The organism is Actinoplanes sp. NBRC 103695 (genome assembly GCF_030269485.1).
Classification (GTDB): domain Bacteria; phylum Actinomycetota; class Actinomycetes; order Mycobacteriales; family Micromonosporaceae; genus Actinoplanes.
Genome location: NZ_BSTL01000012.1, coordinates 110,014 through 133,163 on the forward strand (window position 1 = coordinate 110,014; position 23,150 = coordinate 133,163).

Below are 23,150 nucleotides of genomic sequence, written 5' to 3' on the forward strand. Positions count from 1 at the left end.
TTCGGATCACCTGGAGGGCACATGCTTTGGACCGCGATCGTCGACGACCACCCGGTGCGGCGGGCCGGACTGGAGAAGTTCGTGTCCGAGACCGAGCGGCTCTCCGTCGTCGCGTCGGAGCGCTCGGTCGAGGAGCTGCTGGCCTCCGGGGCAGCGTTCGACGTGGCGATCGTCGACGTCCCGCTCGGACCGGGCGGGCCCGGCCTCGCCGCCATCGAGCAGGCGACCGAGCAGGGGCCGGTGGTGGTCAGCTCGTCCTGGGAGCGGCCGCTGACCTTCGGCGCCGTCCTCCGGGCCGGGGCGCGCGGTTACGTGACCAGCCATTCGGACGGCTCGGTCATCGTGCACGCGCTGATCACCGCGGGAGCGGGCGGCTTCTACGTATGCCCGGAGCTGACCGACCGGTTCCACTCCGAAGTGGTCCGTAACGTCAGCGACAATCCCGCCGGCCTCGCCCCGCGGGAAGCCGAGACGCTGCGCTGGATCGCCCGTGGACTCACGCATTCGCAGATCGCCCGGCGCATGGGCCTGACCGGGGCGACCGTCAACACGTACGCCAAACGCATCCGCGCCAAGCTCAACGCGGGCAACAAGGCTGAGCTGACCCGCATCGCCATCGAGCTGGGTCATATGTCGTCCGAGGACGGCCGCCGATTTCCCGCCGCCTGATTGACCTAGCCTGGCTGGAGGACGCCCGATGAGCGCCACAACAATGGCCGTTTGCCCCGGTCGCGTCAGCGACGTCCGGCCCGCAGCCCGCCCCCGTGATGAGATGGCGCCACGCCGGTTCCGCCGGCGCGCATCCGAAATCCTGGGGAGGCGCCCGGTGGGGTCCGTGCCCGACAACGCGGTGGATCGGCTGGACGGCGGTGACGGGGCACCGGTCGAGAGCGCCGAGGCACGCATGCGTCGCATCCACGATACGCACGCCGGACCGGTCTTCCGGTTCCTGTTGCGGCTCACGCTGGGCAATCGCGACCTCGCCGAGGACCTGTTCCAGGAAACGCTGCTGCGAGCCTGGCGCAGCATCGACGTACTGCCGGCCGAACGTGAGCGGGTGAGCGCATGGCTGCACACGGTGGCCCGCAACGCTGCCATCGATGCGGCCCGCGCCCGCAAGGTCCGGCCGCGCGAGGTGGCGCTGCCGGACCTCAACCGGCTGCCGTCGGAGGGCGACGCTGCCGATCGGATCGCGACAGTGCACGCCGTCCGCGACGCGATGACCCACATTGCCCCCGCGCATCGTGCCGTGCTGATCGAGCTCTACTTCAAGTCGGCCTCGACGACGGAGGCGGCGAGCCGGCTCGGTATTCCCGAGGGTACGGTGAAGTCGCGCGCCTACTATGCGGTGCGATCGCTGCAAGCCGCGTTGGGATCCGTCGATGGGACCTGATCACGAGCCGGAGCAGGCCGTGAACGAGGAAGAGACACTGGCGCTCTACCTCGTCGGCGCGCTGCCCGACGACGAGCGGGACGCGTTCGAGCGGCACCTCGCGACCTGTGACCGGTGCCTGGCCCGATCGGCCGACTTGGGCAGCGTGACCAGCGCCCTGGGCCAATTCTCGGACGACGACATCGCCGCCGTCCTCGCCCTGGACGAAACCCCGGTCGATCCGGTACTGGAGCGCCCATCGCGTTCACCGAGGCAGCCCCGGCCGGCGGGCGCCCGGACCGACTCGACCCGTCCGGCAAGCAGGCGGCGTCTGCGCCGCTATTTGGCGTACACCGGAACCGCCGTTGCTCTTCTCGTGGTCGTCGGGTTCGGCGCGTTGTTGCTCAACGACAGTGGCACCCAGCAGGCCGGCGCCTCTGTCACCGCGAGCGCCGAGGCCAGCAGTGGGACGGTCACCCTTTCCGTCTCGGTCACCGGCAACGCGCACGGCTCGACGGTCGACGCCCATGTCACCGGCCTGAAAACGCGCGTTCGGCATCGGCTCTACGCGGCCACCGCTGATGGCATGACGCATGTGGTGCGGGACTGGTCGGGCGACACCACCGATCAGGACGTCAGCGGCGAACTCACCGTGCCGGTCGACCAGCTGGTGTTCTTCACGGTCGGCCCGGTCGACGGCGCGCCCTTCGTCACCGCGCAGATCGAGCGGCCGGACCAGCCGACAAACTGACGTCCTCGTTCCGAGGACTGTCCGCGTCCGCGTTCGCTTGTGAGGATCTGCGGCGACGTAACAGATCCAGCGATCGGGAACCCGATGAATCGCACCTTCGCGGCCGGTACGGTCCTCTCCCTCCTGTCGGTCACAGCGGTGACATTCGGTGTCGCAGCCCGTCCACCCGCGGCGTCGGCTCACGCCGCGCCGGCGCCCGCCGCCGGGGATCCGGTTCCGGGCAGCTATGTCGTGCGGCTGGCCGACCGCCCGGGACTGCGGGCCGCGGAGGCGGTCACCGGCGCGGCCCGTGAGCTGACCGGCCGGTTCGGTGGCCGGCCGACCGACGTCTACACGTCCGCGCTGCACGGTTTCTCGGCGCGGCTGTCGCCCGACCAGGCGGCTGACCTGGCCGATGACCCGCGGGTCGCGTCGGTGCGCCAGGACGTCTACCTCGGGTTCGACGCGGTGCAGACCGACCCGCCGTGGAACCTCGACCGCGTCGACCAGTCCACGCCGGCGTTGAGCGGGTCGTTCGACGTCGCCGACGCGTCCAAGGCCTACATCTACGTGTTCGACAGCGGGGTCCGGACGACGCACACCGAGTTCGGTGGCCGGGTGCTGAACGGGTTGGACGGCTCCGACCAGGGCGACTGTCAGGGCCACGGCACCGCGGTGGCCGGCGCCGCCGCATCCCAGACCTACGGTGTTGCCAAGAACGCCACGGTGTACGCGGTCCGCGTGACGACCGGCTGCGACGGCCACGGCCAGGCGACCAACGCCCTGAAGGCGATCGAGTGGGTGACCAAGAACGGCCCGCGCCCGGCCGTGGTGAACATGAGCTGGGGCACCGGCACCGTCATCCAGAAGGACCTCGAGGACGCGATCAGCCAGTCCAGCCGGGACGGCATCACGTACGTCATCGCCGGCAGCAACTCCAATCAGGACGCCTGCCTGGAATCGCCGCAGCGCACGCCCGAGGCCATCACGGTGGGCGCCACCGACCGCACCGATCGGCGGGCGGGCTTCTCGAACTTCGGCACCTGCATCGACCTGTTCGCCCCCGGCACCGACATCGCCACCACGGCGTGGGACAGCGACACCGCGACCACCGCGGCCAACGGCACCTCGCTGTCCGCGCCCCTGGTCACCGGTGCCGCCGCGATCTACCTGTCGGCCCATCCGGACGCCACCCCGCAGCAGGTTCGGGACGCCTTGGTCGGCTGCGCCGAGCCGGACCTGATCAGCGATCCCGGTCCGGGGTCACCGAACCGGCTGCTGGTCCTGGCCGGCAGCTGTGGCGCCACGATCCGGATCACCAACCCGGGACGGCAGTCCACCGTGCGGGGCCGGCCGGTGACGATCACCAAGGCCAAGGCGACCACCGCATCCGGGACGGCGCCGCGATACAGCGCCACCGGTCTGCCGGCCGGCGTGGCGATCGACGCCTCGACCGGCGTCATCTCGGGCACGCCGGCCACCGCCGGGCGGGCCACGGTGCAGGTCACCGCGACCGACGGCACGGCTACCGTGTCGACCAGCTTCCAGTGGGACGTCCTGCTCGGCTACGGGCCGGTCAGCGGGGTCGGCGGCATGTGTGTCGACAGCGACCAGGGCCGGCTCGACGAGGGCAACAAGATCCAGCTGTTTACGCCCTGCCAGCAGAATTGGGCCGCGCGGGGCGACAGCACCGTCGCTTTTGTGAAGGGGGCCGAGGCCCGCTGCCTGGCGGTGTCGCCGGCCGCGGGAGCACCGATCGTGCTGTCGGCCTGCACCGGCGCCGACCGGCAGGCCTGGCGGGCGCAGGCCGACGGCACGCTGCGGAATCCGGCCACCGGCCACTGCCTGACCGCTCCCGCCGCCGAGAAGAACGTTCAGCTGATCCTGGCCGGCTGTGACGGGCGGGCGGGCCAGCAGTGGCGGCTGCCGTCCGGCGTGCCGCCGGGTGCCGTGCAACTCGACAATCCCGGCTTCCAGGTAACCCGCAAGGGCGCCGAGGTGTGGCAGAAGGTCACCGCGACCACCGCCGACTCCACCCAGGGGCTGACCTTCAGCGCAGCCGGCCTGCCCGCTGGTCTGTCGATCGATCCCGGCACCGGAATGATCTCCGGGACCGTCGCGCGTACCGTGGCGACCACCGCCACGGTCGAGGTCCGGAGCACGGCCGGCACCACGGCCACCATGTCGTTCGGCTGGCAGGTGGCCGACGGCGTGGTCAGCGGGGTCAGCGGGCTGTGCCTGGACGACCGTGATGGCCGGACCGACGACAACAACCCGATCCAGCTGTGGTCCTGTGTCAAGGCCGCAAAAAGTCAACAGATTGCGGTGGGTACGGACAACCGGCTGCAACTGATGGGCAAGTGTCTGACCTCTTATCGCGACGGCCCGGTCGAGGGGAACCCGATCGTGCTCGCCCCGTGCGGCGACGCCGCCTCGCAGGTGTGGCAGCCGCAGACGGACGGGACGCTGCGCAACCCGGCATCCGGGAAGTGCCTGACCGCCCCGGCTCCGAGCGCGGGTGAACAGCTGATCCAGTCCACCTGTACGGGCGCCGGCACCCAGCAGTGGACGCTGCCCACGGCGGCCGGCGCCACCGCGATCACCAACCCCGGACGACAGGACCCGGTGGTCGGCACGGCAGTGGACATCCGGACCGCGGGAACCGCGACCGGCGTCACCTACCGGGCGAGCGGACTGCCGGCCGGGCTGTCGATCGACGCCACCACCGGCCGCATCACCGGGACGCCGACCACGGTCGGACAGGGCCTGGCGACGATCACCGCGGGTACGACGGGCCGGACATCGTTCGCCTGGAGCGTGCACCACGGCCAGATCACCGGGCCGGGCAACCTTTGCGTGGACGACTGGCTCGCCGCCACCGCCGACGGCAACAAGATCGTGGCGTACTCCTGCAATGCCGGAAACACGCAGCGCTGGACGGTCCGGGCCGACGGCATGCTCGAGACCGTCGGCAAATGCCTGACCGTCGCCGGCGACGCGACCACCGACGGCGCCGTGATCGTGCTCTACCGGTGCCGTGGCGCAGGTTCGCAGACCTGGCGCCCGCAGAGCGATGGCACCCTGGTCAACCCGGTGTCCGGCCGCTGCCTGGCCGTGCCCAAGGTGGAGTCGAACACCCAGCTCACCCTGGCCGCCTGCACCGCCGCCCAGTCGTGGAAGCTGCCCGTAACCCAGCCCGCCGCTGGAATTCCGGTGGTCCGCGACCCCGGAGCCCAGCGCACCACGGTCGGCGCCGCCGCAACCGTGGCCATCACCGCGGACGGCGGCACCGGTCCGCTGAGCTTCGATGCCGTGGGCCTGCCGGCCGGCCTGTCGATCGACGCCGGCACCGGCCGGATCTCCGAAACCACCGCCTACTCAGGCATCTACCCGGTCACGGTCAGCGCCACCGCGGGCACAACGAACGGCGTGGTCTCGTTCCTGTGGGCCGTGTACGCGCCGCCGTCGCCGACCGCGATCACCGACGTCACCGGCTCCTGGTGCGTCGACACCTTCAGCACGGTCCGCGGTTACGAATGCAACCGCACCGCCGCCCAGCAGTTCATCAGCAGCTCCGACGGCCGGTTGCGGACGGCCGACGGCCGGTGCCTGACACCGCGGGACGGCGGCACGTCGCTCGCCGCGCCGGCCTGCGACACCGCCGACAGCACCCAGACCTGGCGGCAGCAGCCGGACGGCACTCTGCTCAACATCGCCTCCGGTCGCTGCCTGACCAGTGACTCGTTCCGCAACGGGGCGGCGCTGACGCTGGCCCGCTGCCAGGTCACGGGATTCCAGCTGTGGACGATCCCGCCGACCGCGCCGGACGTCTCAAGCCCGGGACCGCAGCGGGGCACTGTCGGCACCGCGGTCACCCTGCCGATCAGTGCGAAGGCCAACGGTGGTGGCACGTTGACCTACAGCGCGACCGGCCTGCCCGCCGGACTCACCATCAACCCGGCGACGGGCGTCATCTCCGGTACGCCGGCCAAGGCGATCGCCGCCACTGCCGTGGTCACGGCCACCGAGGGCAGCGTCAGCAGCACCGCGTCGTTCCTCTGGGCCGTGTACGGTTCACCGCCCGTCGATGTGATCTCCGACGTCAGCGGCTCGTGGTGCGTCGACTTCTTCGACACGGTCCGAGGCTGGGAATGCAACCGCACCACCGCCCAGCGGTTCACCACCCGCTCCGACGGGCGGCTGCAGACGCCGGACACCAGATGCCTCACCCCGCAAGACGGAGGCAAGACGCTCGCCGTGGCGGCCTGCGGTGCCGCCGACGCCACGCAGGTCTGGCGGCAGCAACCGGACGGCACTCTGCTCAACGTCGCTTCCAGCCTGTGCCTGACCAGCGACTCGTTCCGCAACGGGGCGGCCCTGAAGCTGGACGGCTGCCGGCTCACGGCGCTTCAACTCTGGTCGGTGCCCGCCCTGACCGGATAACCGGTCATTAGTTTCGCCTGGTCGTCGACATCGGCCGGGTCGGCGTGCTGAGCGTGCTCGGCCGGCCGAACCATGTCCGCGACATCGTCCGGGCACTGCTCTGCCAGGTCGCGGTGCTGCACGCTCCCGACGACGTCCTCATCGCGGTCGAGACGTCCGGCGGCGGCAACTGAGCCTCAAGGGGCGCACCCAGCACGTCGTCTCACCGGCCGGGCACCCCCAGGCTGACACCGTCACGCTCCGGCTGGCCGAGCTGGTCGCCCGCGAACTGTCCCCGCTACGCCTGAGCGACGAGCGCGAACAACTGCTGTCCCGGATCGTCCCGCTGACCGAGATGGTGCTCGGCGGCGGCCCCGGCACGGTGGACATCGCCCGCCGCTGGGTAACCGCCGGAGACCCGCGGATGCTGCGCGCCCCGATCGGCACCAACGGCGAAGGCGAGGCCGTGGTGCTCGACATCAAGGAATCGGCCTGGGGCGGCTCCGGCCCGCACGGGCTGATCGTCGGCGCCACCGGCAACATCGACTCGATCCGCGAGTACTCGATCGGCGCCTTCGCCTTCGCCTCCGCGGCCGACCGCCGCCATCGTTCCGACGATCTCCGCACGGCTGCGTTTGCGTTTGGGCCGGCCGGTGAGACCGAGGCTGCCAGTCAGCTCGGCTTCGAACCGCTCACCCGTATCCACCGGCGCGAGCAGCACAACCGAACGGCGTCGACCAGTCCGGAGGATGCGGTGCTGCTGGATCGGCTCGCCAATGTGATCGCGGACTGTATCTGACGCCCGATGTTCTGCCGGAGCGGGTGAACCTGTGCCCAGCTCGCAACGTCTGGTTAGGAGCGGCGAACGGAGGACCTGATGCGTGTGGACGAAGCCGTGGAGGCGGACGCCCACCTCACAGACCTGCTCGCTCTCTACTATCTGGACGCGCTGGACCGGCGTTCGGCGGACCGGGTCGGCCGGCATCTCGAGGGGTGCGCCGACTGCCGGGCCGAGGCCGGCGCGGTGTGCGAGACGCTCGCCGCGCTGGGCCTGCTCTTCGGCTCGGGTGAGGAACTGCTCAACGCGTACGGAGCGCTGGGTGCGGCCGCGCCACCGGCCTTCCCGGAGCGGTTCGCGCCGCAGCAAATTCCGGAGCCGGACAGCCTCGTCCGTAGGATGGCCGAGGCGAGCGAAAGCGGCCGCTTCCGCCTCCGTCGCCGCAGCCGGGCCAGCGAGGACGGCGCCGGCACCGGCGACACTGACCGGTCGGCGCCGGAACACAGCAGCGGCGCCGTCCGCCCGGACCGGGACAGCATCAGCGGTGCCGTGCGACGAAAGAAGGACGGCAATGCCACCGAGGTGAGCCGGGAGAAGGTCGGTCCACCGACCGCCCCGCCGGCGGCCAAACTCCCGCAGCGAAAGCCGGCTGCCATCGCACCGTCTCCGGCGCTGCGGCAGGCGAAGGCCGCGCCTACCCCGACGGAGATTCGCCCGCTCAAGTCGGTCAGGCCGATCGAGGCACCGGCCACCGTCGAGCCACCCGGAGCTGTACCGACATTTCGATCGGCACCGCCGCCCCCATCGGCACCGCCGTCCCGGTCGGCACCGCCTCGACCGGCACCGGCACCGGCCCGACCGGCACCGGCCGTCCGACCGCCGGAGAAGCCGGTCGAGAGGCAGGCCGGACCGGCGCACCGGCAAATCCCGGCAAACACCGCGGTGGACCGGTCGGCAGCAATCGCCACACCGAACTCCCACGGCAGCCCGAGCCGCCCGCCCACCCGCCGGCCAGGTGTCACCACCAGCCGCCGTACCGGTGCCGTGGCCGCCTTGAGCGCCCTCGTCCTGGCCGCGTTGGCCGTGGCCGGCGTCTCGGCGAAATCTCTGCTCGCCGGGGCCGAGACCAAGCCCTCCGCCGGCGCCGCCCAGTCCGCCTCGACCTCGGCCACCGATCGGCGGACCGGCGTGGCCCTGTCGGTATCGGTCACCGCCAACGGCCAGGGCGTCACGACGACAGCCACGATCGCGGGACTTCACGAAGGGGCCGGCTACCGGCTCTTCGGCTACACCTTCGACGGCCGTCAGCGGCCGGTGGCCAACTGGACCGGTCGTAAGGGCTCGCAGCAGATCACCGGTGAGCTGCCGGTCGAGATCGCCGACATCTCACACTTCGTCGTCACCCGCGATGCGAAGACGGTCGTCACGGCGTACCTGTCGAAGGGACCGGCCGGGAGGTAGCGAGGTATCACCGGCATCTCCAGTGAACAAAACCACTTTGGCGAACTCCACAGTGGTCAGTCACGTCTCGAGGGCACAACGCCTGCAAGGGAGAAGCAATGCGGAGTATTGCCCAACGGACGCTGAGAATGTCCCTCGTCGGGACGATTGCGCTGCTGGTGGCATCCGGTGCCCCAGCCCAAGCTGCCGAAGGCCTCGACTATGTCGCCCTGGGGGACTCGTATGCCGCCGGCGTCGGTGCCCTGAACTACGACCCCGCCTCGGGCGACTGCAAGCGCAGCCCGAACGGTTACCCCACACTGTGGGCAGACGCCCACAGCGTGACCTCGTTCGCCAACGTCGGGTGCAACGGCGCCACGCTCGCGGACGTCCGCTCGACGCAACTGGCCGCCTTGAATCAGGACACCGACGTCGTGACCATCTCGATCGGCGGGAACGACGTCGCCTCCACAGAGACCGCGGTCGCCTGCCTGCTCGGCAGCGACGCCAACTGCACCGCGGCGGTCGACCGCTCGGTTTCCTACATCGACCAGACGCTGGGAACCGACCTCGACAGCACGTTCGCGGCGATCCGCCAGGCCGCGCCTAACGCGTCGGTGACCGTCGTCGGCTATCCCCTATTCACCGACGAGGCAGCGACCTCGTGCGGCCTGAGCCTCACCAAGCGGCGGGCCCTGAACCGGGGCACTGCCGCGCTCGACGGAAAGCTGTCCGAGCGCGCTGAGGCCGCCGGCTTCGGGTTCGCCGACGCGCGTAGCGCCTTCGACGGGCACGGCGTGTGCTCGGCGGTGTCCTGGATCAACCCGTTCAGCCTCTCCCAGCTGAGAGAGACCTTCCACCCGACCGCCGTTGGGTACCGGCAGGGATACCTGCCGCTCCTCGACGCGATCCTGCCCGCTGAGGAAAAGCATCGGTGAACCCGTCCTCGAACAGCCGGCGGTTCTTCATTTGCCGGTGAGAGAAGGGCGTTCCGTCGCCAGCGGCTGCTGGCGGCGATAGTGGCCGGGTGCGACCCCGTACTGGCGGCGGAACGCTCCGGCGAAGGCGTACCCGTTGGCGTAGCCCACCTGGCGGGCGATCGTCGCCAGCGGCACCTGGGTCTCGCGGAGCAGGCGGGCCGCCCGGGTCAGGCGCCAGCCGATGAGGTATCTCATCGGGGGCTCGCCGACCAGGGAAGCGAAGCGTTCGCTGAAGACGGTCCGGGACATGCCGGCCACCTGGGCCAGCTTCGGGACGGTCCACGGTCGGTGGGGGCTCTCACGGATCTGATCGAGGGCTGCGGCGACGCCCGGGTCGGCAAGCTCGGCGCTGCCGCCGGTCCGCGTCGCTTCGCCGACCTGTCTCAGGACGTGGACGAGGATCAGGTCGACGAGCGCGGCCCGGGTCGCCGTCCCGCCGGGCCGATCGAGCGACGCGTCGGTCGCCAGCAGGTCCAGCAATGCCCGTAGGTCGGGCTGGTTGTCGTAGTCGGGCCTGATCCGCACCACCGCCGGCAGCGTGTGCATGAAGCGGTGGACCTGACTGTGATCGAGTTTGTAGCAGCCCAGGAGGAAGTCGATGTCGGCCGGTCCGGTCATGACCGGACCTGGTGCCCACAGGGTCTCCCAGCCGGTCATCGACCGTCGCACGGTGTGGCTGAGCACGTGCTCGGCGCCATGCGGAACGAGGACGATGTCGCCGCGCTGTACCCGCACCGGCTTGGCGCCCGGCGCGGCGACCCAGCCGGCGCCGTCCAGAACGGCGTGGAAGCCCATGCCGGTATTCGACGGGAAGCGGAAGCCCCAGGCGCCGACGGCCCGGACCCGGCAGGCAAATGCGGGGCCGGCGTGTCCGGCGCCGACGACGTCGCTGATCAAGTCCACGTCGCGAGGCTAGTTCGGCGGAACGCGCATCCGTCCCGGACGCTGACGGATTTTCCCGTACGGCCGCCGATGTTTGTCTTGATGCCATGGAATGCAAGGAACCAGAATTCGGCGAACTCGGGCCCTACGACAGGATGATTCCGGCGTACGTGCGCTGGGCCGAACCCGTGTCGGTGGCCCTCGCGGAGCACCTGCTGGCCGAGTGCGCGCTGCCCGCCGGAGCGGCGCTGCTGGACCATGGGGCCGGTACCGGCGGGTTCGCGGTCACGGCCGCCGAACGGGGTTTCCGGGTGGACGGGATCGACATTTCTCCGTTGCAGGCGGACTATCTGGCCGGCCGTCTGCACCCCTACACCGGCAGCAGGTCTGTGATCATGGACGGAGCGGCGCCCTTGGCCTATCCGTCAGCGCACTTCGACGGGGCGTTCTCGCTGTTCAGCGCCTTGTTCTTCGGTCCTGCCACCCTGCCCGCGCTGACCGAGTTGGGCAGGGTCGTCCGGCCGGGCGGACCAGTGGCTGTCGCACACTGGGCGGACGCGAACGGCTCACCACTGCACGACATTGTTCTCCGGGCGATCCACGAGATCCCGGAGGTGTTCCCCGAGCCGCTCGAACTGCCGCTGGATTACTTGAAGGCCGATGAGCTCGGTGGTCTCATGTCCGCGGCCGGCCTCGACGACGTGCGGGTGAAGCCCATCGATGTGGGCACCCCGTTGCCCCCGGCGCGCGACTTCCTGCGCGAGGTGCTGGCCCTCTTCGAATCGCTCCCGCCCATCCGAGCGCTGAACTTCGCGCAGCTCCACCGGCTCAGCGAGGCTGTGGAGCAGGAGGTTCGCCGGGTCGAAGCGGAGGTCGGGCCTCGACCAGCCGCGAAGGTGCATGTCGCCTACGGCCGGGTGCCGGAGCCGTACGCCGCTGCCTGAGCCGGCGTCGTTTGTAAGGTCTGTGGGCCGGCCGGCACGGTCGGCCCACAGAGGTGCTCTCGATCGGTGACTACCGCCACCTCATGATCGAGGTTCCCGGCTGATCTCGTCTGTTCGTTCGAAGGGGTACTTCTCGCCCGCCTCGACCGCGATAGGCAGGCGGTTCTCGGGTGGCGGGAGCGGGCAGGTGCCGAACTCCGTGTAGGCGCACGGCAGGTTCGTGGCCCGGTTGAAGTCGAGCACCGCGGTGCCGTCGGCGGCCGTGGTCACGATCACCGAGCGGTTTGCCGCGTAGGTGGTTACGCCGGATGTCGCGTCGGTGAACACGGCTAGGTACAAGCCGGGTTTGAAGCCGTTGAACACCGTCAGCGCCAGGTCCTGCCCGCCGGCGGTGAATTCGATGCGGCCGGACGACTCGTATACGTGTTCCAGGCCCTCCACCGCCGCGCCGACCGTTACGGCGCGCGGCTGGTCGAACGGGACGAACCGTGCGTCCAGCGCCCACTTCTCGTCCGGTGGGAAGGCCGGGGTGCGGCGGTACGAGGTTCGCAGCTCGTTCTCGGGGTGCCGGGGCCGGATCAGATGGAGGCCGCCGCGTTTGGCCACCTCGATCACCGCGTCGTCGTACCGGGCGTTGATGCCGCCCCGCTCGGTGATCACCGGGAAGGTGAAGGTGCCTGTCGTCTCGGCCCCGTCGACCGTCAGCGATTCACCCTCGGCCAGCTCGACGACGACCACGCCGTCGGCCGACAGGTGCCACGTGCCGGGCGCGTCCGGGAACCGCCGCGGTGTCGCGTCCAGGAAGTTAAGACTGGTCACGGCGAGGAACCCGTGCGGGTCGGTCCGTTGGCGTTCGTGTTTGTCGTGCCACTGCTGCCATGCTTCGGCGAAGGAACTCACGGCCGGATCACCTCGATGTCTGATCGGTTTACGGTTCATCTGTCGGACAGCGGCTCAAGGCCGGTGAGCGAACACCACTGTGTGGAACGGCCGCGGATGGATCGTCGCGTCCGTGAATCCCGCCGCCTCCACCTCGGCCGCGACCTCGGCGCCCGTCATGCTGGGCACATCCCAGGACTGGAGCAGCAGCGTGTCGAGGGCGCTCTTGATGTCGTGCGGGCGGCTCATCGGGACGAGGACCGGGGCGACGAGCAGTCCGCCCGGCCGGAGACGGGAGTAGGCGTTGGCGAGGACCGACTTGCGGCCTGCCGCAGGAAAGAAGTCCTGGCTCCACAACACCACGTCGAACGGTTCGGGATCGGTGAACGCGGCGGCATCGACCACGGTGAAGGTGAGGCGGCGCTCCAGGCCCAATGCGACGGCACGGGCACGGGCGATGTCGATGAGGCTCGCGGACAGGTCGACGCCGACGCCGTGCAGACCGGGGTAGATCGACGCGCTGGTGAGCAGCATGCCGCTCAGCCCACAGCCGAGTTCCAGGTAGCGGGCGCCGGAGCCGAAGGCTTCCCGCCACGGTGGGATTCCTTCGATCAAGCCTTCGACGGCGGAGCGGGCGTAGGGAGCGAACGGATCGACCGAGACACTCGAGGCGAGCGCCTGTTGGTCGGCCCGATCAAGGTGCCAGAACGCCGTCGGGCCGGCCTCCGCCGGCCAGAACATGGTGGTGAACAGGCGCTGGCGGACCGCGGAGCCGTGGAGCACGTTCAGGGCGTGCAAGTCGGATCCCTCGGTGAGGAGCGCGGCGTAGTGCCGCGTGAGCCGATAGCGTCCGTTCTCTTCTTCGAGGACGCCGATCGCCTGCAGGGCGGTGCAGAGATGCCCGGTCTGCGAGAAGTCCAAGGCAGTCGCCTCGGCCAGGTCGGGGACAGTGATCGGCACGACACACCGGACCAGGAAGCCGGTGTCCAAACCTCCGAGAATGAGTGCCGCCTGCTCGGCGTCCAGCCGGAGTGCCTCGATCTCCGTGAGTGCCGGTCCCGCTGCTCGGGTGTCGCCTGGGCGCATGGCATCTCTCCACTGCTCTTGGGATCGGGGCACCCCCATGACGAGCGATGGAGGTTCGTGGTTCACCGAGAACGGACTGAATCTGGGGCAGGGCTTACCGATGGGGCGGCTGAGGGGTGGCTCTCTGGCGCTGGGGGCAGCGTTCGTTCCCTTCCCGATCACGTTGTGCCGAGTGATCACCTGGCCGACTGCCATCTTCCCTGCCCAGCATTGCTTTGGGAGCTGGGTCACAGTGGACGGTCGCGAGCAGCATGGACGGCAGAAGCACGGGGTCACGAAGAGGGGGAACTGCCATGGAGCGCATGACCGACAAGGTTGTTCTGATCACGGGCGCGGCCCGCGGACAGGGACGCAACCACGCTGTCTGGCTGGCCGAGGAGGGCGCCGACATCATCGCCGTCGACATCTGCGCGCCCGTCGAGCACATCGCCTACCCGATGGCGTCGGACAAGGATCTGGCCCTCACCGAGCAGATGGTTCGGGACCGGGGCCGCAGCATCAAGGCGTTCAAGGCCGACATCCGGGACGAGGCCGCACTGAGGTCCATCGTGGACAGCGCGGTTTAGGACGTCAGGGGAGCCGGCATTCCCAGCTGAATGGATTGGCGGGATCGTCAGTCCACCCGAAGACGCCGGGACGGTTGGGGTATTGCGTTCGGCAGCCCCTGTTCACGTCGACCGGCTTGATGAAATCGATTGAGAAAGTCCCGAGGCTGCTTCACTGAGGCTAGGCCGGTCAATGCTCACTGAACGGTTCTGGCCGGTTGCGCCAGCGCCGTAGCCTTCGCGGCCGAGCTTTAGCCAGGGAGCCGCGATGGCGGCCTATTCCGTTGTCGGTATGACGACCTGGCTCGACGCCGGGACTCGCATTGCCGTGAGTGTGCGGTCCAGCCGGTTGCCCACCTGGGCGCAGTTGTGCCGGAGGACCTGCAGGAAGTTGGCCAGCACGGGGGATGGGTCGTGGGCCCGGAAGGACAGGTGCAGGTCGGGGAGCCGGACGGCTGGGGTGATGCGGCAGAAGCGGACGTCGCGGCGGTCGATGCGGCGGATGCCGGACGGTCCCAGGCCCACGCCGGCCTCGCAGGCGGCGAGGCCGACGATGGTGTGGACGTCGCGGGCGCTGATCGCCTCTTCCAGCGACCGGGCGGGGAAGAGTTCGCGGAGGACCGCGGCGACCCGGGGTTCGCTTTCCGGCGGGCTGATGATGAGCCGGTCGCCGGACAGTTGCTCGATGCCGACCTGACGTTGCCCGGCGAACGGATGGGTCGCGGCAACGACTGCGACCAGGTCGTCGGTCTTGATTGAGACGGTTACCAGCGTCTCGGCTCCCGGGCCGGTCGGCGCGCCGCGGCCGACGGCGACGTCCAGGGACCCCGCAAGCAGTGCCGACGTGCTTTCCGGGCTGGGCGCTTCGGTCATGCTCAACCGGACCTCGGGATGCGCGCGGCGGAACGGCGCGAGCACCGTGGGCAGGGGGTCGAGAAGTGCGGAACCAATGAATCCGATACGCAGGCGGCCGGTCTCGCCCCGGGCCGCCCGGCCGGCGTCGACAGCGGCGCCGGTCATCTCCTGCAGCGCCCGCTCGGCTCGGGCTAGAAACGCGTCGCCGGCGGCGGTGGGGAAGACGCCGCGGGACGTTCGCTCGAACAGCCGCTCACCGACCTCCTTCTCCAGCGCCGCGATCTGGGTGGACAGAGGGGGCTGCGCGATGCCCAGGGCTGCCGCGGCCCGGCCGAAATGCTGGTGTTCGGCGAGCGCCAGGGCGTACCGAAGGTGTCGGGCTTCCATATCTTGAAAGTATCAGGATGGCGTGAGCCATATATGCCAGTGGATAGCAGGGTCAGCTTGCGGTGAGCTGACGAGGTGACTGACACCCTCATCGTTCTCGTTCACGGCGCCTGGCATTCCTCCGTGCACTGGGTCGCCACCCAGCGTGCCCTCACCGGTCTGGGCGTGGCCTCGGCAGCCGTCGACCTGCCGGGGCACGGAGTGGATGCGCCGGTTCCCTCCGGTTACCTGCGCGCGGGTCAGCCCGGAATCACCACCGAGCGCTCGCCGCTGGCCGACATCAGCATGCGAGACAACGTCGACGCGGTGCTGAGCGTGCTGACCCAGGTGCGAAGTCGTTTCCGGCGAGTGGTGCTGGTCGGGCACAGCGCCAGCGGTGGAGTGGTGTCGGGGGTGGCGGAGGAGGCTCCCGAACTGCTCGACCACCTCATCTACCTGTCCGCATTCGTCCCGGCCGGACGGCCGCGGTTCTTCGACTACCTGGAGTCGCCGGAGAACGCCACCGCCGTAGGGATCCCGCCGGTGGCCGATCCGGCGATCCTCGGCACGTTCCGGATAAACCCCCTGTCCGACGATCCGGACGTGGTCGCGACGATCCACCGGTCCCTGCTCGGCTCGTCGAGCGATGACGCGCCCGCGAGCCCGGACACGGATGGGTGGCGGCTGCTGCTGCAACCGGATCTTCCGCTGGCGATCCCGTCCACCCCGGTGCCCGTGACGGCGGCGCGGTGGGGAAGCATCGCGCGTACCTTCATTCGCTTGACCGGCGATCTGGCGCTGCCGGTACTTACGCAGGACCTCATGATTCAGGAAGCCGATGCGGCGATCCCGGACCGCCGGTTCGCGGTCAGGGATCTACCCGGTGGGCACTCACCCTTCGTCACCCGGCCCGCCGAACTCGCCACCCTCCTCGCCGACATCGCCGCCGCATGACCGTCGAGTCTCGGCCGGCGCTCGGACGACTGGTGCTCCCGGTGCTGCTGTCCGGCGTCTTTGTGCAGCTCATCAGCGTGACCGTCATGCAGATCGCGGTGCCGGCGGTGAGCAACGAGCTTGCTGCCGGGTCCGGCGCCGGGCGGCTCGTCCTGGCCGGCTACACGCTGAGCTACGCCTGCACGCTGATCACCGCGGCGAGGCTGGGGGACCGGTACGGGTACCGGAGGATCTTCGTGCTCGGCCTGGTGGTGTTCCTGGCGGGCGCCGTGACCGGGGCGGCGGCGCCGAACGTGGCGGTGCTGATCGGCGCTCGTCTCGTCCAGGGGCTGGGCAGCGGGCTGATGGCTCCGCAGATCCTCTCCATCATCCAGATCGCCTTCCCGCCGGGACGCCGCGCGCGCGTGATGAGTGCCTACGGCGGGACGATGGCGATCGCTTCGCTGGCCGGGCCGCTGCTCGGCGGGGTCGTTCTGGATGCCGATGTGTACGGCCTGGGCTGGCGGGCCGCGATGCTGCTGGCGGTTCCGGTCGCCGTGGCGGCGCTCGTGCTCAGCCCGGTCCTGCCGGGCGGGGCCGCCGCCGATACTGAGACGCGCATCGACCCAGCCGGCGTGGCTTTGAGCCTCGCCGGGCTGGCGCTGCTCGTGCTGCCGCTGACCCTCGGCCAGGACGCCGGTTGGCCGCCGTGGGCCGGGGCGATGGGATTGACCGGGCTGGCCCTGCTGGCCGTCTTCGCCTGGTATCAGCGGAGGGCGAGGAATCCACTCGTGCACCCCGCCGCCCTGGCCACTCGCGCTACGCGCCGCGGTGTTGCCCTGGTGCTCCTGTTCAACGCCGGCGTTCCGTCCTTCACTCTCGTTCTTTCTCTGTACGCGCAGCAGGTGCTCGGCCGGGACGCGCTGGCGGCGGCCCTGCTGATGGTGCCGTTCGCCGGCGGCGCACTGGTGGGCAGCCTGGGAGCCGGTCGGGTGCGGCGGAGGCTGGGCAAGGCAGCGCTGACGATCTCGGCCCTCGTGTTCGGCCTGATCGCGATCCCGGTCGCGGTGACGCTGGGTGAACCGGGCCGTGAGTGGGCGCTGTGGGCGTCGTTGGTGCTGGGCGGAATGGCCTTCGGCGTGTTCACCGCACAGGTGTTCACCGAGGTGTTGTCCGGGGTGCCGGAGGCGGCGGTCAGCTCGGTCTCGGGCCTGCTGCCCACCGCGCAGCAGATCGGCGGCACCCTGGGGGTGGCGATGATCGGCGTGGTGTCCGGGAACGACCTGACCAAGGCGATGGCCTATCAGCTGGTCATCCTCCTGCTGGCCGCGCTGCTGGCCGATCGACGCGATGCCGGGCGGAGAACGGCCCGCGAGGCAACCCTGCTGCCCTGAAGGACGATCGCTGATCCTCAACGCGCATTGCCGCGCAGCCGCTCGGTAACCTGTCGCGATGGTGGTCGTCGCAAACCTGTTGGTGCTTTTGGTCGCGCTCATCCACGCGTACATCGTGGTCCTGGAAATGGTGTGGTGGACGACGCCCCGCGGGCAGCGTGCGTTCGGCTTCACGCCGGAGTTCGCGCAACAGACCCGGGTGCTCGGGCTCAACCAGGGTCTCTACAACGGGTTTCTGGCCGCGGGGCTGGTCTGGGGTTTGGTGGCCGGCAACCGCGGCGCCGTCATCTTCTTCCTGATCTGTGTCGCCGTCGCCGGGATCGTCGGCGGGATCACTTCCAGTCGCCGGATCCTGCTGGTGCAGACTGTGCCGGCGGCGCTCGCTCTGATCTTCGTGCTGGCCGCCTGACGGCGCGTCTCCTCGCAGAGGGTTGACTCACCGGCCCGGTCCGGTGCCCGAAACGACATACGACTCCTCCCCTCGTGGCGAACCGGATAACTTGGCTCGGCCGCGACGGTTCAGCGACGGGGGAGGGGAACGCTGTGGATCCCGCAGGTTTGCCGCAGCTACCGCCGGTGGCGGCGGTGCCGCTGGTGCGCACCGACTTCTCCGACGACGAGGCCTGGACCGTGACCAGTCGTGAGGTCACCGGCATCCACCTTCTGTCGCACGGCGACGTCGCCCGGGCGTACGTCGACCCGGTCGACGACACCGGGTTCGACGGGCTGACCGCGGAACAGCTGTGCCGTCTGGTGCCGCCCGGCCGCGAGTGGTCGCTGCTGCTCGTCGCTGACCGGACCGCAATGAGCTCCGTGGAGCATCACGTGCTGGTCGTCGATCTCGATGAGGACACCCTCGGCCGCACTTTCCGTGCCGTGCCGGAGGCGATCCCGGATGTCGAAACCAACCTTTCGATAGGGAACATGGACTGGGAGGACTTCGCGAACTCCGCTGACGACGACGGAGTTTTCCGTCCTCTGTGGGGCTGAGCAGAGGTCAACCCCCTGCGGGCGTCAAGGGCCGAGGGTGCGGGTGATGCGCTCGGTGATCTCCAGGAGCTGGCGGTGCTGGGCCTCGGAGAGGGCTGCCAGCACCTAATAGTCGAAGTGGCGACGCCGACAACGTCTACTCCGGCATCGACACCAGCGACTTCGCACCCCTCAACATCCCGAACGACTCCACCGGGATCCCCGCCGACAACCTCCGGGCCACGGTCATCGCCGACGCGGACGGGCGCCACGAGTTCCGCACCGTGATGCGTCCCCGCGGCCGCGGTCAAGGCCACCGTTCTTCGTGACGATCCCGCCGGTTACACCGCCCAGGGACTCGACCGGCCCTATCGCGCCCTTACCTACGACTACGTCCTCCGTCCCGCGTAGGCCGGAACCGGCCAGGCAGACCGGCCTTCGGACCGGCCGGCCGGGCACCGAGTCTGCCCCTCTGACCCGGGGCCAAGGCGGCGGACGGCTCACTGCCGGCAACGCTCGTACCGTCTAATGGCCAATTGGCTATTAGGTGACCAAGGAGTAGTCATGACCTCTACCATGCCGGACTCGGCGGCGATCGCCGAGACGCGACTGCTGCACAAGATGCATCGAGCCGCGACCTCTCTGCTGGCCGAGGCGGCATCGCGGGAGGACTCCCCGTCCGAGGCACTGGAGGAGTTGCGTGACTTCCTTGTCGCGGCGTTGGAGCACCACCACGAGAGTGAGGACGACGTGCTGTGGCCGCAGCTGGCGAAGGCCGACCCGGCGATCGGCGCCGCGCTGACGGCGCTCGACCCGGAGCACGACGCGCTGGATGCCGCCTTGGACGAGCTCGCGGACGCGCCGATGCAGGACCGGAGCAGGCTGGCCTCGGCGGCGGGGGAGGTGCGCGACCTTGTCCACGTGCACCTCGAGCACGAAGAGGCCGTGCTGTTCCCCGCCCTGGCGGCGCACATGTCCGATGAGGAATGGGCCGAGTTCTCCCGGGAGGTGATCGCGTCGGCGCCGCCCGTGGCCCCCCATCTCAACATCGGCTTCTTCGACCGCGTGGGAACCCCCGACGAGCTCGCCGTCGTCGCCGCGAACATGCCGCCGGGCGCGGCCGAAGTCCTGCCTTTCCTGCGCGAGCAGGCCCGCGTCACGATCGAGAGCCTTCAGCCGGCCGCCGAGCGGACGATGAACGCCTGACCAAGACGCTTGTCACGAGGTTTGCCGGGCCGCAAGTTTCTCGATCTGTCGTGAACCGCGTCGTGCGCCCGCCCGTCGTAGCTCGGGAAGCACCACGTTCGATCGTGATGTGCGCAGTGGGCGAGAACGGCCTCCGCCGGCCTTTCAGCAGGGGTTTTTCAGACCTGCCAGCAATGCCGTTCGCCGACTTCGGTCACTGCCAAGGGTGACAGCCGACCCTTCATTGGTACTTGGTACCGGGGCGTCTGAACCTCTCGGCTCTCGCGTTGTAGGGACGGCCGCAAAGCTCTTGCCACCATTGGCTGGTGCGAGTCTCTCCGGAATACAACGGTGCGGGTACGGCGCGCGTGATGGACGTCCCGCCGGGGCGGCAGGTCGGCGAGCCCGGCGCGGATGCCGCCGCCCTGCGCCATCTTCAGCAGATGCATGCGCCGGTGCTGCTCAGCTACCTCACCCGGCTGACCCGTGGTGACGTGCAGCGGGCCGAGGACATCGTGCAGGAGACGATGGTGCGGGCCTGGCGGAACATGGACGCACGGAACGTCGACGGACATTGGAACCGGCCGTGGCTGTTCACAGTGGCCAAACACATTTTCATCGATCAGCGCCGGTCGGCCGAGATCCGGCCACCGGAGGTCCCGGTCGACCACATCGACGCGCACATCGACCCGCACGACGCCATCGGACGGCTGCTCGATGCCCGGGAGGTGCGGGCCGCGCTCGACTCCCTGCCCGAACGGCTGCGGAGCACCCTGGTCGAGCTCTACTATCGGGATCTCTCCGTGGCCGAGGCGGCTGACGTGCTCGATGTCCCGGCCGGAACCATCAAGTCACGTACCTTCAACGCCGTCCGGATGCTGCGTGAGGCGCTGATCAGCCGCGGATTCGATTTCGCACCCCGGCCCGCGGGTGACAAGCCCGGAAACGACGCGGACGATTCCGGGAAACCCTGAGCCGCCGCGGCGAGTGATGCCTACAGCGAACTGACCCGGCCCGGCTCGCTGATGTGCTGGTGGTCGGTGCGGCGTTGCCGGCGGTACGCGCCGGCGGAGATGCCGTACTCGCGTTTGAAGGCGTTGGCGAAGGCGTATGCGGAGCCGTATCCGCTGCGTCGCGCCACAGCGGACAGGGGAGCATCGGTCGTGCGGAGCAGGCTCGCCGCGGTGGTCAGTCGCCACCAGGTCAGATAGCCGAGCGGAGGCAGCCCGACCAGGCTGGTGAACCTGCGGGCGAAAGCGGCACGGGACAGGCCCGCCCGCGCGCCCAGTGATGCGACCGTCCACGGATCGGCCGGGTCGTCGTGCATCGCACGCAACGATCGCGCGATCGCCTGATCACCCAGGGCGACACACCAACCCGTGTCCTGAAGCTGTGACCGTGTGCTGAACCAGGCACGGATCAGCTGTACGAGGAGCACGTCGAGCAACGCGGGCAGAACGGCGTCCTTGCCGGGCGACTGTTCGGTGAGTTCGGTGCGCAGCAGGTCGATCGACGCCTGGAGACCCGGGTACCGATCCGGGCCGGCGGGCAGGCTCACCACGTCGGGAAGGTCCTCGATGAGCGGGTGCGGACGAGCCTGGTCGAGCCGGTAGGCGCCGCACAGGATCTGGGCCGCCTCGTCGGTGGCGTTCTCGAGAATGTGTGCCTCGCCGTGCGGGAAAAGGACGGCGTCCCCGGGTCCCAAGGTCAGGACCGGCTCGGATGACCGGACCACCCGGCAACGGCCCGCGGTGACGACGTGGAACCGGGCCCCGTCGAAGGGCTCGAAGTCCATCGTCCAGGACTCGTCCGCCGCCGTCAGCGACGAGTAGGGCCGGCCGGTCCGCATGGCGGCGATCGCGTCGCTGAGCACGTCCATGCCGAGATCCCTTCTCGTCGCTTCCCCGGTCGAGGTCAGCCGGCCATCTTGGCGTAGGCGATCGGATTCCCGTAGGCGTCGATGCGGCGGATCTTGTCATCGACGATCAAGAACTTGAAAACATACAGATTTTTGTACGGCCTGCCGGTGTCCGCCCGCACGAGTTCGCCGCGTCCTTCGGCGAAGACCACCCCGGCCCTCTCGTCGGTGTAGAACTCCAGATCCGCCATCCGGACCGTGGAGAACCGGGTCATGATCGAGTTCAGGTAGCCCAGTACCGCTGCCTTGCCGTCGAAGACGTTCCACGGCTCCAGGCTGCCGTCCAGCGACATCCGGACGGCTTCGACCACGTCGTCGGCCAGCAGCGGCTCAACGAGCTCCGGTGTCTTCTCCTGGAGGGCCCTGAAGTACGTCTCAGCGAGGGAACGCATATCAGTTCGCCCACCGCTTGATCGAGAAGGCCCCGTTCGAGCGGGTCACCTCGGCGGCACCTCCGGCACCCAGGTGCGCCGGCACCACCAGGCTGTTGGTCATGGCCGCCTGCTCGAGAACGCGTCGCCGGGACCGGGCGGCCTCGGCCTGGTCCTCGCTCAGACAGGTGTCGTGATCGGGCTCGATCATCTGAAGCGGGATGTGCACGATGTCTCCGACGAACAACGCCCGATCCGTTCCGGACTCGAGTCGCAGCACGGCTGACCCCGGGGTGTGACCGGGGGCCGGATCGAGCGACAGGTTGCCGTCGATGCGGTGGCTGTCGCCCTCCCAGAGCACCGCCTGACCAGCCTGGACGACGGGAAGGACGCTGTCTTCGAAAGAGGCCTTGCTGTCAGTGGGTGACGCGAACGTCGACCGCTGCCCATGGCCGTTGGCGGGGTTCCAGTAGTCGTAGTCGGCCTTACTCATCAGGTATTTCGCGTTGGGGAACGTGGGAACCCACTCCCCGTCGACCAGACGGGTGTTCCACCCGACGTGGTCGCCATGCAGGTGGGTGTTGACCACCAGGTCCACGTCCGCCGGTTGCACCCCGAGCGCCTCCAGCTGGGCGAGGAAGTCACCGTCGCGCCCGTCCAGCAGGGGATGCGTACGCCGTTTGTCGTTGCCCAGACCCGTGTCGACCAGGACCGTGCGGCCGTCGCTCCGCAACACCCAGGTCTGAAAGTTCGCCTGGTAGTCGCCCGTCGAGGCGTCCAGGAAATCCGGTGCCAGCCAGGACTCGTGCTGTCGCCACAGCTCGTCGGGCACCGAGGGGAACAGGATGCCGGCGGGGGCGAAGGGGCCGCTCCATTCGATCACCCGAGACACGTCGACATCACCGATACTGAATTCCTTCATGCCTTGACCGTACGTTCGGGTCATGAGACGTGTAATGCTCAGTCGTCTCGCACGATTAATTCATCGTCTCAGGAGGCTGCTGTCTTGGGTTCACCGTCAAGCGGCTAAAAAAGTGTGGCGGCCCGCTGACGGCGATGATCGACGCGCGCAGTCCGTCCTGGCAACCGACGCTTGTTCGA

23 protein-coding genes and 1 pseudogene are annotated in these 23,150 nt (G+C 69.5%); 17 read left to right on the forward strand and 7 right to left on the reverse strand.

Annotation, left to right across the window (positions count from 1 at the left end):
* The first annotated feature begins 21 nt into the window (after positions 1–21).
* The 9 genes and pseudogenes from QSK31_RS22455 to QSK31_RS22490 all read left to right on the forward strand — a co-directional run bounded on the left by QSK31_RS22455 (position 22) and on the right by QSK31_RS22490 (position 9,680).
* Positions 22–669, forward strand: a complete 648-nt coding sequence (locus QSK31_RS22455) for a response regulator transcription factor (protein ID WP_285686249.1) — start codon at positions 22–24, stop codon at positions 667–669.
* A gap of 166 nt (positions 670–835) precedes the next feature.
* Positions 836–1,393 carry a sigma-70 family RNA polymerase sigma factor gene (locus tag QSK31_RS22460; RefSeq protein WP_285686250.1) on the forward strand — a complete coding sequence of 186 codons (558 nt, stop codon included), beginning with the start codon at positions 836–838 and terminating at the stop codon, positions 1,391–1,393.
* A pseudogene (locus tag QSK31_RS48850) lies at positions 1,383–1,499 on the forward strand (zf-HC2 domain-containing protein); the annotation flags it as partial. The gene QSK31_RS22460 and the pseudogene QSK31_RS48850, both read left to right, overlap by 11 nt.
* Before the next feature lie 39 nt (positions 1,500–1,538).
* Positions 1,539–2,123, forward strand: coding sequence for a hypothetical protein (locus QSK31_RS22465; protein WP_285686251.1), 585 nt, complete (start codon positions 1,539–1,541; stop codon positions 2,121–2,123).
* A gap of 84 nt (positions 2,124–2,207) precedes the next feature.
* Positions 2,208–6,545, forward strand: coding sequence for a ricin-type beta-trefoil lectin domain protein (locus QSK31_RS22470; RefSeq protein ID WP_285686252.1), 4,338 nt, complete (start codon positions 2,208–2,210; stop codon positions 6,543–6,545).
* A gap of 44 nt (positions 6,546–6,589) precedes the next feature.
* Positions 6,590–6,718: a hypothetical protein gene (locus tag QSK31_RS22475; protein ID WP_285686253.1), complete on the forward strand. Its 129-nt coding sequence runs from the start codon at positions 6,590–6,592 to the stop codon at positions 6,716–6,718.
* A gap of 161 nt (positions 6,719–6,879) precedes the next feature.
* A complete protein-coding gene (locus QSK31_RS22480; RefSeq protein WP_285686254.1) occupies positions 6,880–7,323 on the forward strand; it encodes a hypothetical protein in 444 nt (147 codons plus the stop codon).
* Positions 7,324–7,401: 78 nt separating this feature from the next.
* Positions 7,402–8,763: a patatin-like phospholipase domain-containing protein gene (locus QSK31_RS22485; RefSeq protein WP_285686255.1), complete on the forward strand. Its 1,362-nt coding sequence runs from the start codon at positions 7,402–7,404 to the stop codon at positions 8,761–8,763.
* 128 nt (positions 8,764–8,891) lie between these two features.
* A complete protein-coding gene (locus QSK31_RS22490) occupies positions 8,892–9,680 on the forward strand; it encodes an SGNH/GDSL hydrolase family protein (RefSeq protein ID WP_285686256.1) in 789 nt (262 codons plus the stop codon).
* A 27-nt stretch (positions 9,681–9,707) separates the two neighbouring features.
* Here QSK31_RS22490 and QSK31_RS22495 read toward each other — a convergent pair whose 3' ends face one another.
* The gene (locus QSK31_RS22495) at positions 9,708–10,625 is read right to left on the reverse strand and encodes an AraC family transcriptional regulator (RefSeq protein ID WP_285686257.1); all 918 of its coding nucleotides are present in this window, start codon (positions 10,623–10,625) and stop codon (positions 9,708–9,710) included.
* 86 nt (positions 10,626–10,711) lie between these two features.
* Here QSK31_RS22495 and QSK31_RS22500 point away from each other — a divergent pair, with 86 nt between their 5' ends.
* The gene (locus tag QSK31_RS22500; protein WP_285686258.1) at positions 10,712–11,548 is read left to right on the forward strand and encodes a class I SAM-dependent methyltransferase; all 837 of its coding nucleotides are present in this window, start codon (positions 10,712–10,714) and stop codon (positions 11,546–11,548) included.
* Positions 11,549–11,629: 81 nt separating this feature from the next.
* On the opposite strand, the gene QSK31_RS22505 is transcribed toward QSK31_RS22500, so the two are convergent.
* Entirely contained in the window at positions 11,630–12,448 is an 819-nt protein-coding gene (locus tag QSK31_RS22505) for a DUF1684 domain-containing protein (protein WP_285686259.1), read from the reverse strand.
* Between the two features lie 54 nt (positions 12,449–12,502).
* Positions 12,503–13,513: an SAM-dependent methyltransferase gene (locus QSK31_RS22510; protein WP_285686260.1), complete on the reverse strand. Its 1,011-nt coding sequence runs from the start codon at positions 13,511–13,513 to the stop codon at positions 12,503–12,505.
* A gap of 302 nt (positions 13,514–13,815) precedes the next feature.
* On the opposite strand from QSK31_RS22510, the gene QSK31_RS22515 reads away from it, so the two are divergent.
* Positions 13,816–14,079 carry an SDR family NAD(P)-dependent oxidoreductase gene (locus QSK31_RS22515; protein ID WP_285686261.1) on the forward strand — a complete coding sequence of 88 codons (264 nt, stop codon included), beginning with the start codon at positions 13,816–13,818 and terminating at the stop codon, positions 14,077–14,079.
* A gap of 255 nt (positions 14,080–14,334) precedes the next feature.
* Here the strand turns inward: QSK31_RS22515 and QSK31_RS22520 are convergent, their stop codons facing one another.
* On the reverse strand, positions 14,335–15,300 hold the full coding sequence (locus tag QSK31_RS22520) for a LysR family transcriptional regulator (protein ID WP_285686262.1): 966 nt from the start codon (positions 15,298–15,300) through the stop codon (positions 14,335–14,337).
* 75 nt (positions 15,301–15,375) lie between these two features.
* Between QSK31_RS22520 and QSK31_RS22525 the strand changes: the two genes are divergently transcribed.
* The 6 genes from QSK31_RS22525 to QSK31_RS22550 all read left to right on the forward strand — a co-directional run bounded on the left by QSK31_RS22525 (position 15,376) and on the right by QSK31_RS22550 (position 20,734).
* The gene (locus tag QSK31_RS22525) at positions 15,376–16,233 is read left to right on the forward strand and encodes an alpha/beta hydrolase (RefSeq protein ID WP_285686263.1); all 858 of its coding nucleotides are present in this window, start codon (positions 15,376–15,378) and stop codon (positions 16,231–16,233) included.
* A complete protein-coding gene (locus QSK31_RS22530) occupies positions 16,230–17,606 on the forward strand; it encodes an MFS transporter (RefSeq protein WP_285686264.1) in 1,377 nt (458 codons plus the stop codon). Before QSK31_RS22525 ends, QSK31_RS22530 begins: the two co-directional genes overlap by 4 nt.
* A gap of 58 nt (positions 17,607–17,664) precedes the next feature.
* A complete protein-coding gene (locus QSK31_RS22535) occupies positions 17,665–18,015 on the forward strand; it encodes a DUF1304 domain-containing protein (protein WP_285686265.1) in 351 nt (116 codons plus the stop codon).
* Between the two features lie 134 nt (positions 18,016–18,149).
* Positions 18,150–18,596: a DUF6924 domain-containing protein gene (locus tag QSK31_RS22540; protein ID WP_285686266.1), complete on the forward strand. Its 447-nt coding sequence runs from the start codon at positions 18,150–18,152 to the stop codon at positions 18,594–18,596.
* Positions 18,597–19,139: 543 nt separating this feature from the next.
* The gene (locus tag QSK31_RS22545; RefSeq protein WP_285686267.1) at positions 19,140–19,781 is read left to right on the forward strand and encodes a hemerythrin domain-containing protein; all 642 of its coding nucleotides are present in this window, start codon (positions 19,140–19,142) and stop codon (positions 19,779–19,781) included.
* A gap of 305 nt (positions 19,782–20,086) precedes the next feature.
* On the forward strand, positions 20,087–20,734 hold the full coding sequence (locus tag QSK31_RS22550) for a sigma-70 family RNA polymerase sigma factor (protein WP_285686268.1): 648 nt from the start codon (positions 20,087–20,089) through the stop codon (positions 20,732–20,734).
* 20 nt (positions 20,735–20,754) lie between these two features.
* Here the strand turns inward: QSK31_RS22550 and QSK31_RS22555 are convergent, their stop codons facing one another.
* From QSK31_RS22555 to QSK31_RS22565, 3 genes are read right to left on the reverse strand one after another with little or no spacing between them, the layout of a single operon-like run.
* On the reverse strand, positions 20,755–21,639 hold the full coding sequence (locus tag QSK31_RS22555; RefSeq protein WP_285686269.1) for an AraC family transcriptional regulator: 885 nt from the start codon (positions 21,637–21,639) through the stop codon (positions 20,755–20,757).
* A gap of 35 nt (positions 21,640–21,674) precedes the next feature.
* The gene (locus tag QSK31_RS22560) at positions 21,675–22,070 is read right to left on the reverse strand and encodes a nuclear transport factor 2 family protein (protein ID WP_285686270.1); all 396 of its coding nucleotides are present in this window, start codon (positions 22,068–22,070) and stop codon (positions 21,675–21,677) included.
* 1 nt (position 22,071) lies between these two features.
* Entirely contained in the window at positions 22,072–22,971 is a 900-nt protein-coding gene (locus QSK31_RS22565) for an MBL fold metallo-hydrolase (protein WP_285686271.1), read from the reverse strand.
* Positions 22,972–23,150 lie beyond the last annotated feature (179 nt).

What these genes read in the sequence shown, in the direction of transcription:
- QSK31_RS22510 (WP_285686260.1), bottom strand. Translation starts at nt 13,513, where the DNA reads ATGCGCCCAGGCGACACCCGAGCAGCGGGACCGGCACTCACGGAGATC.
- QSK31_RS22500 (WP_285686258.1), top strand. Translation starts at nt 10,712, where the DNA reads ATGGAATGCAAGGAACCAGAATTCGGCGAACTCGGGCCCTACGACAGG.
- QSK31_RS22455 (WP_285686249.1), top strand. Translation starts at nt 22, where the DNA reads ATGCTTTGGACCGCGATCGTCGACGACCACCCGGTGCGGCGGGCCGGA.
- QSK31_RS22485 (WP_285686255.1), top strand. Translation starts at nt 7,402, where the DNA reads ATGCGTGTGGACGAAGCCGTGGAGGCGGACGCCCACCTCACAGACCTG.
- QSK31_RS22565 (WP_285686271.1), bottom strand. Translation starts at nt 22,971, where the DNA reads ATGAAGGAATTCAGTATCGGTGATGTCGACGTGTCTCGGGTGATCGAA.
- QSK31_RS22470 (WP_285686252.1), top strand. Translation starts at nt 2,208, where the DNA reads ATGAATCGCACCTTCGCGGCCGGTACGGTCCTCTCCCTCCTGTCGGTC.
- QSK31_RS22490 (WP_285686256.1), top strand. Translation starts at nt 8,892, where the DNA reads ATGTCCCTCGTCGGGACGATTGCGCTGCTGGTGGCATCCGGTGCCCCA.
- QSK31_RS22520 (WP_285686262.1), bottom strand. Translation starts at nt 15,300, where the DNA reads ATGGAAGCCCGACACCTTCGGTACGCCCTGGCGCTCGCCGAACACCAG.
- QSK31_RS22555 (WP_285686269.1), bottom strand. Translation starts at nt 21,639, where the DNA reads ATGGACGTGCTCAGCGACGCGATCGCCGCCATGCGGACCGGCCGGCCC.
- QSK31_RS22530 (WP_285686264.1), top strand. Translation starts at nt 16,230, where the DNA reads ATGACCGTCGAGTCTCGGCCGGCGCTCGGACGACTGGTGCTCCCGGTG.
- QSK31_RS22560 (WP_285686270.1), bottom strand. Translation starts at nt 22,070, where the DNA reads ATGCGTTCCCTCGCTGAGACGTACTTCAGGGCCCTCCAGGAGAAGACA.
- QSK31_RS22545 (WP_285686267.1), top strand. Translation starts at nt 19,140, where the DNA reads ATGACCTCTACCATGCCGGACTCGGCGGCGATCGCCGAGACGCGACTG.
- QSK31_RS22515 (WP_285686261.1), top strand. Translation starts at nt 13,816, where the DNA reads ATGACCGACAAGGTTGTTCTGATCACGGGCGCGGCCCGCGGACAGGGA.
- QSK31_RS22480 (WP_285686254.1), top strand. Translation starts at nt 6,880, where the DNA reads ATGGTGCTCGGCGGCGGCCCCGGCACGGTGGACATCGCCCGCCGCTGG.
- QSK31_RS22535 (WP_285686265.1), top strand. Translation starts at nt 17,665, where the DNA reads ATGGTGGTCGTCGCAAACCTGTTGGTGCTTTTGGTCGCGCTCATCCAC.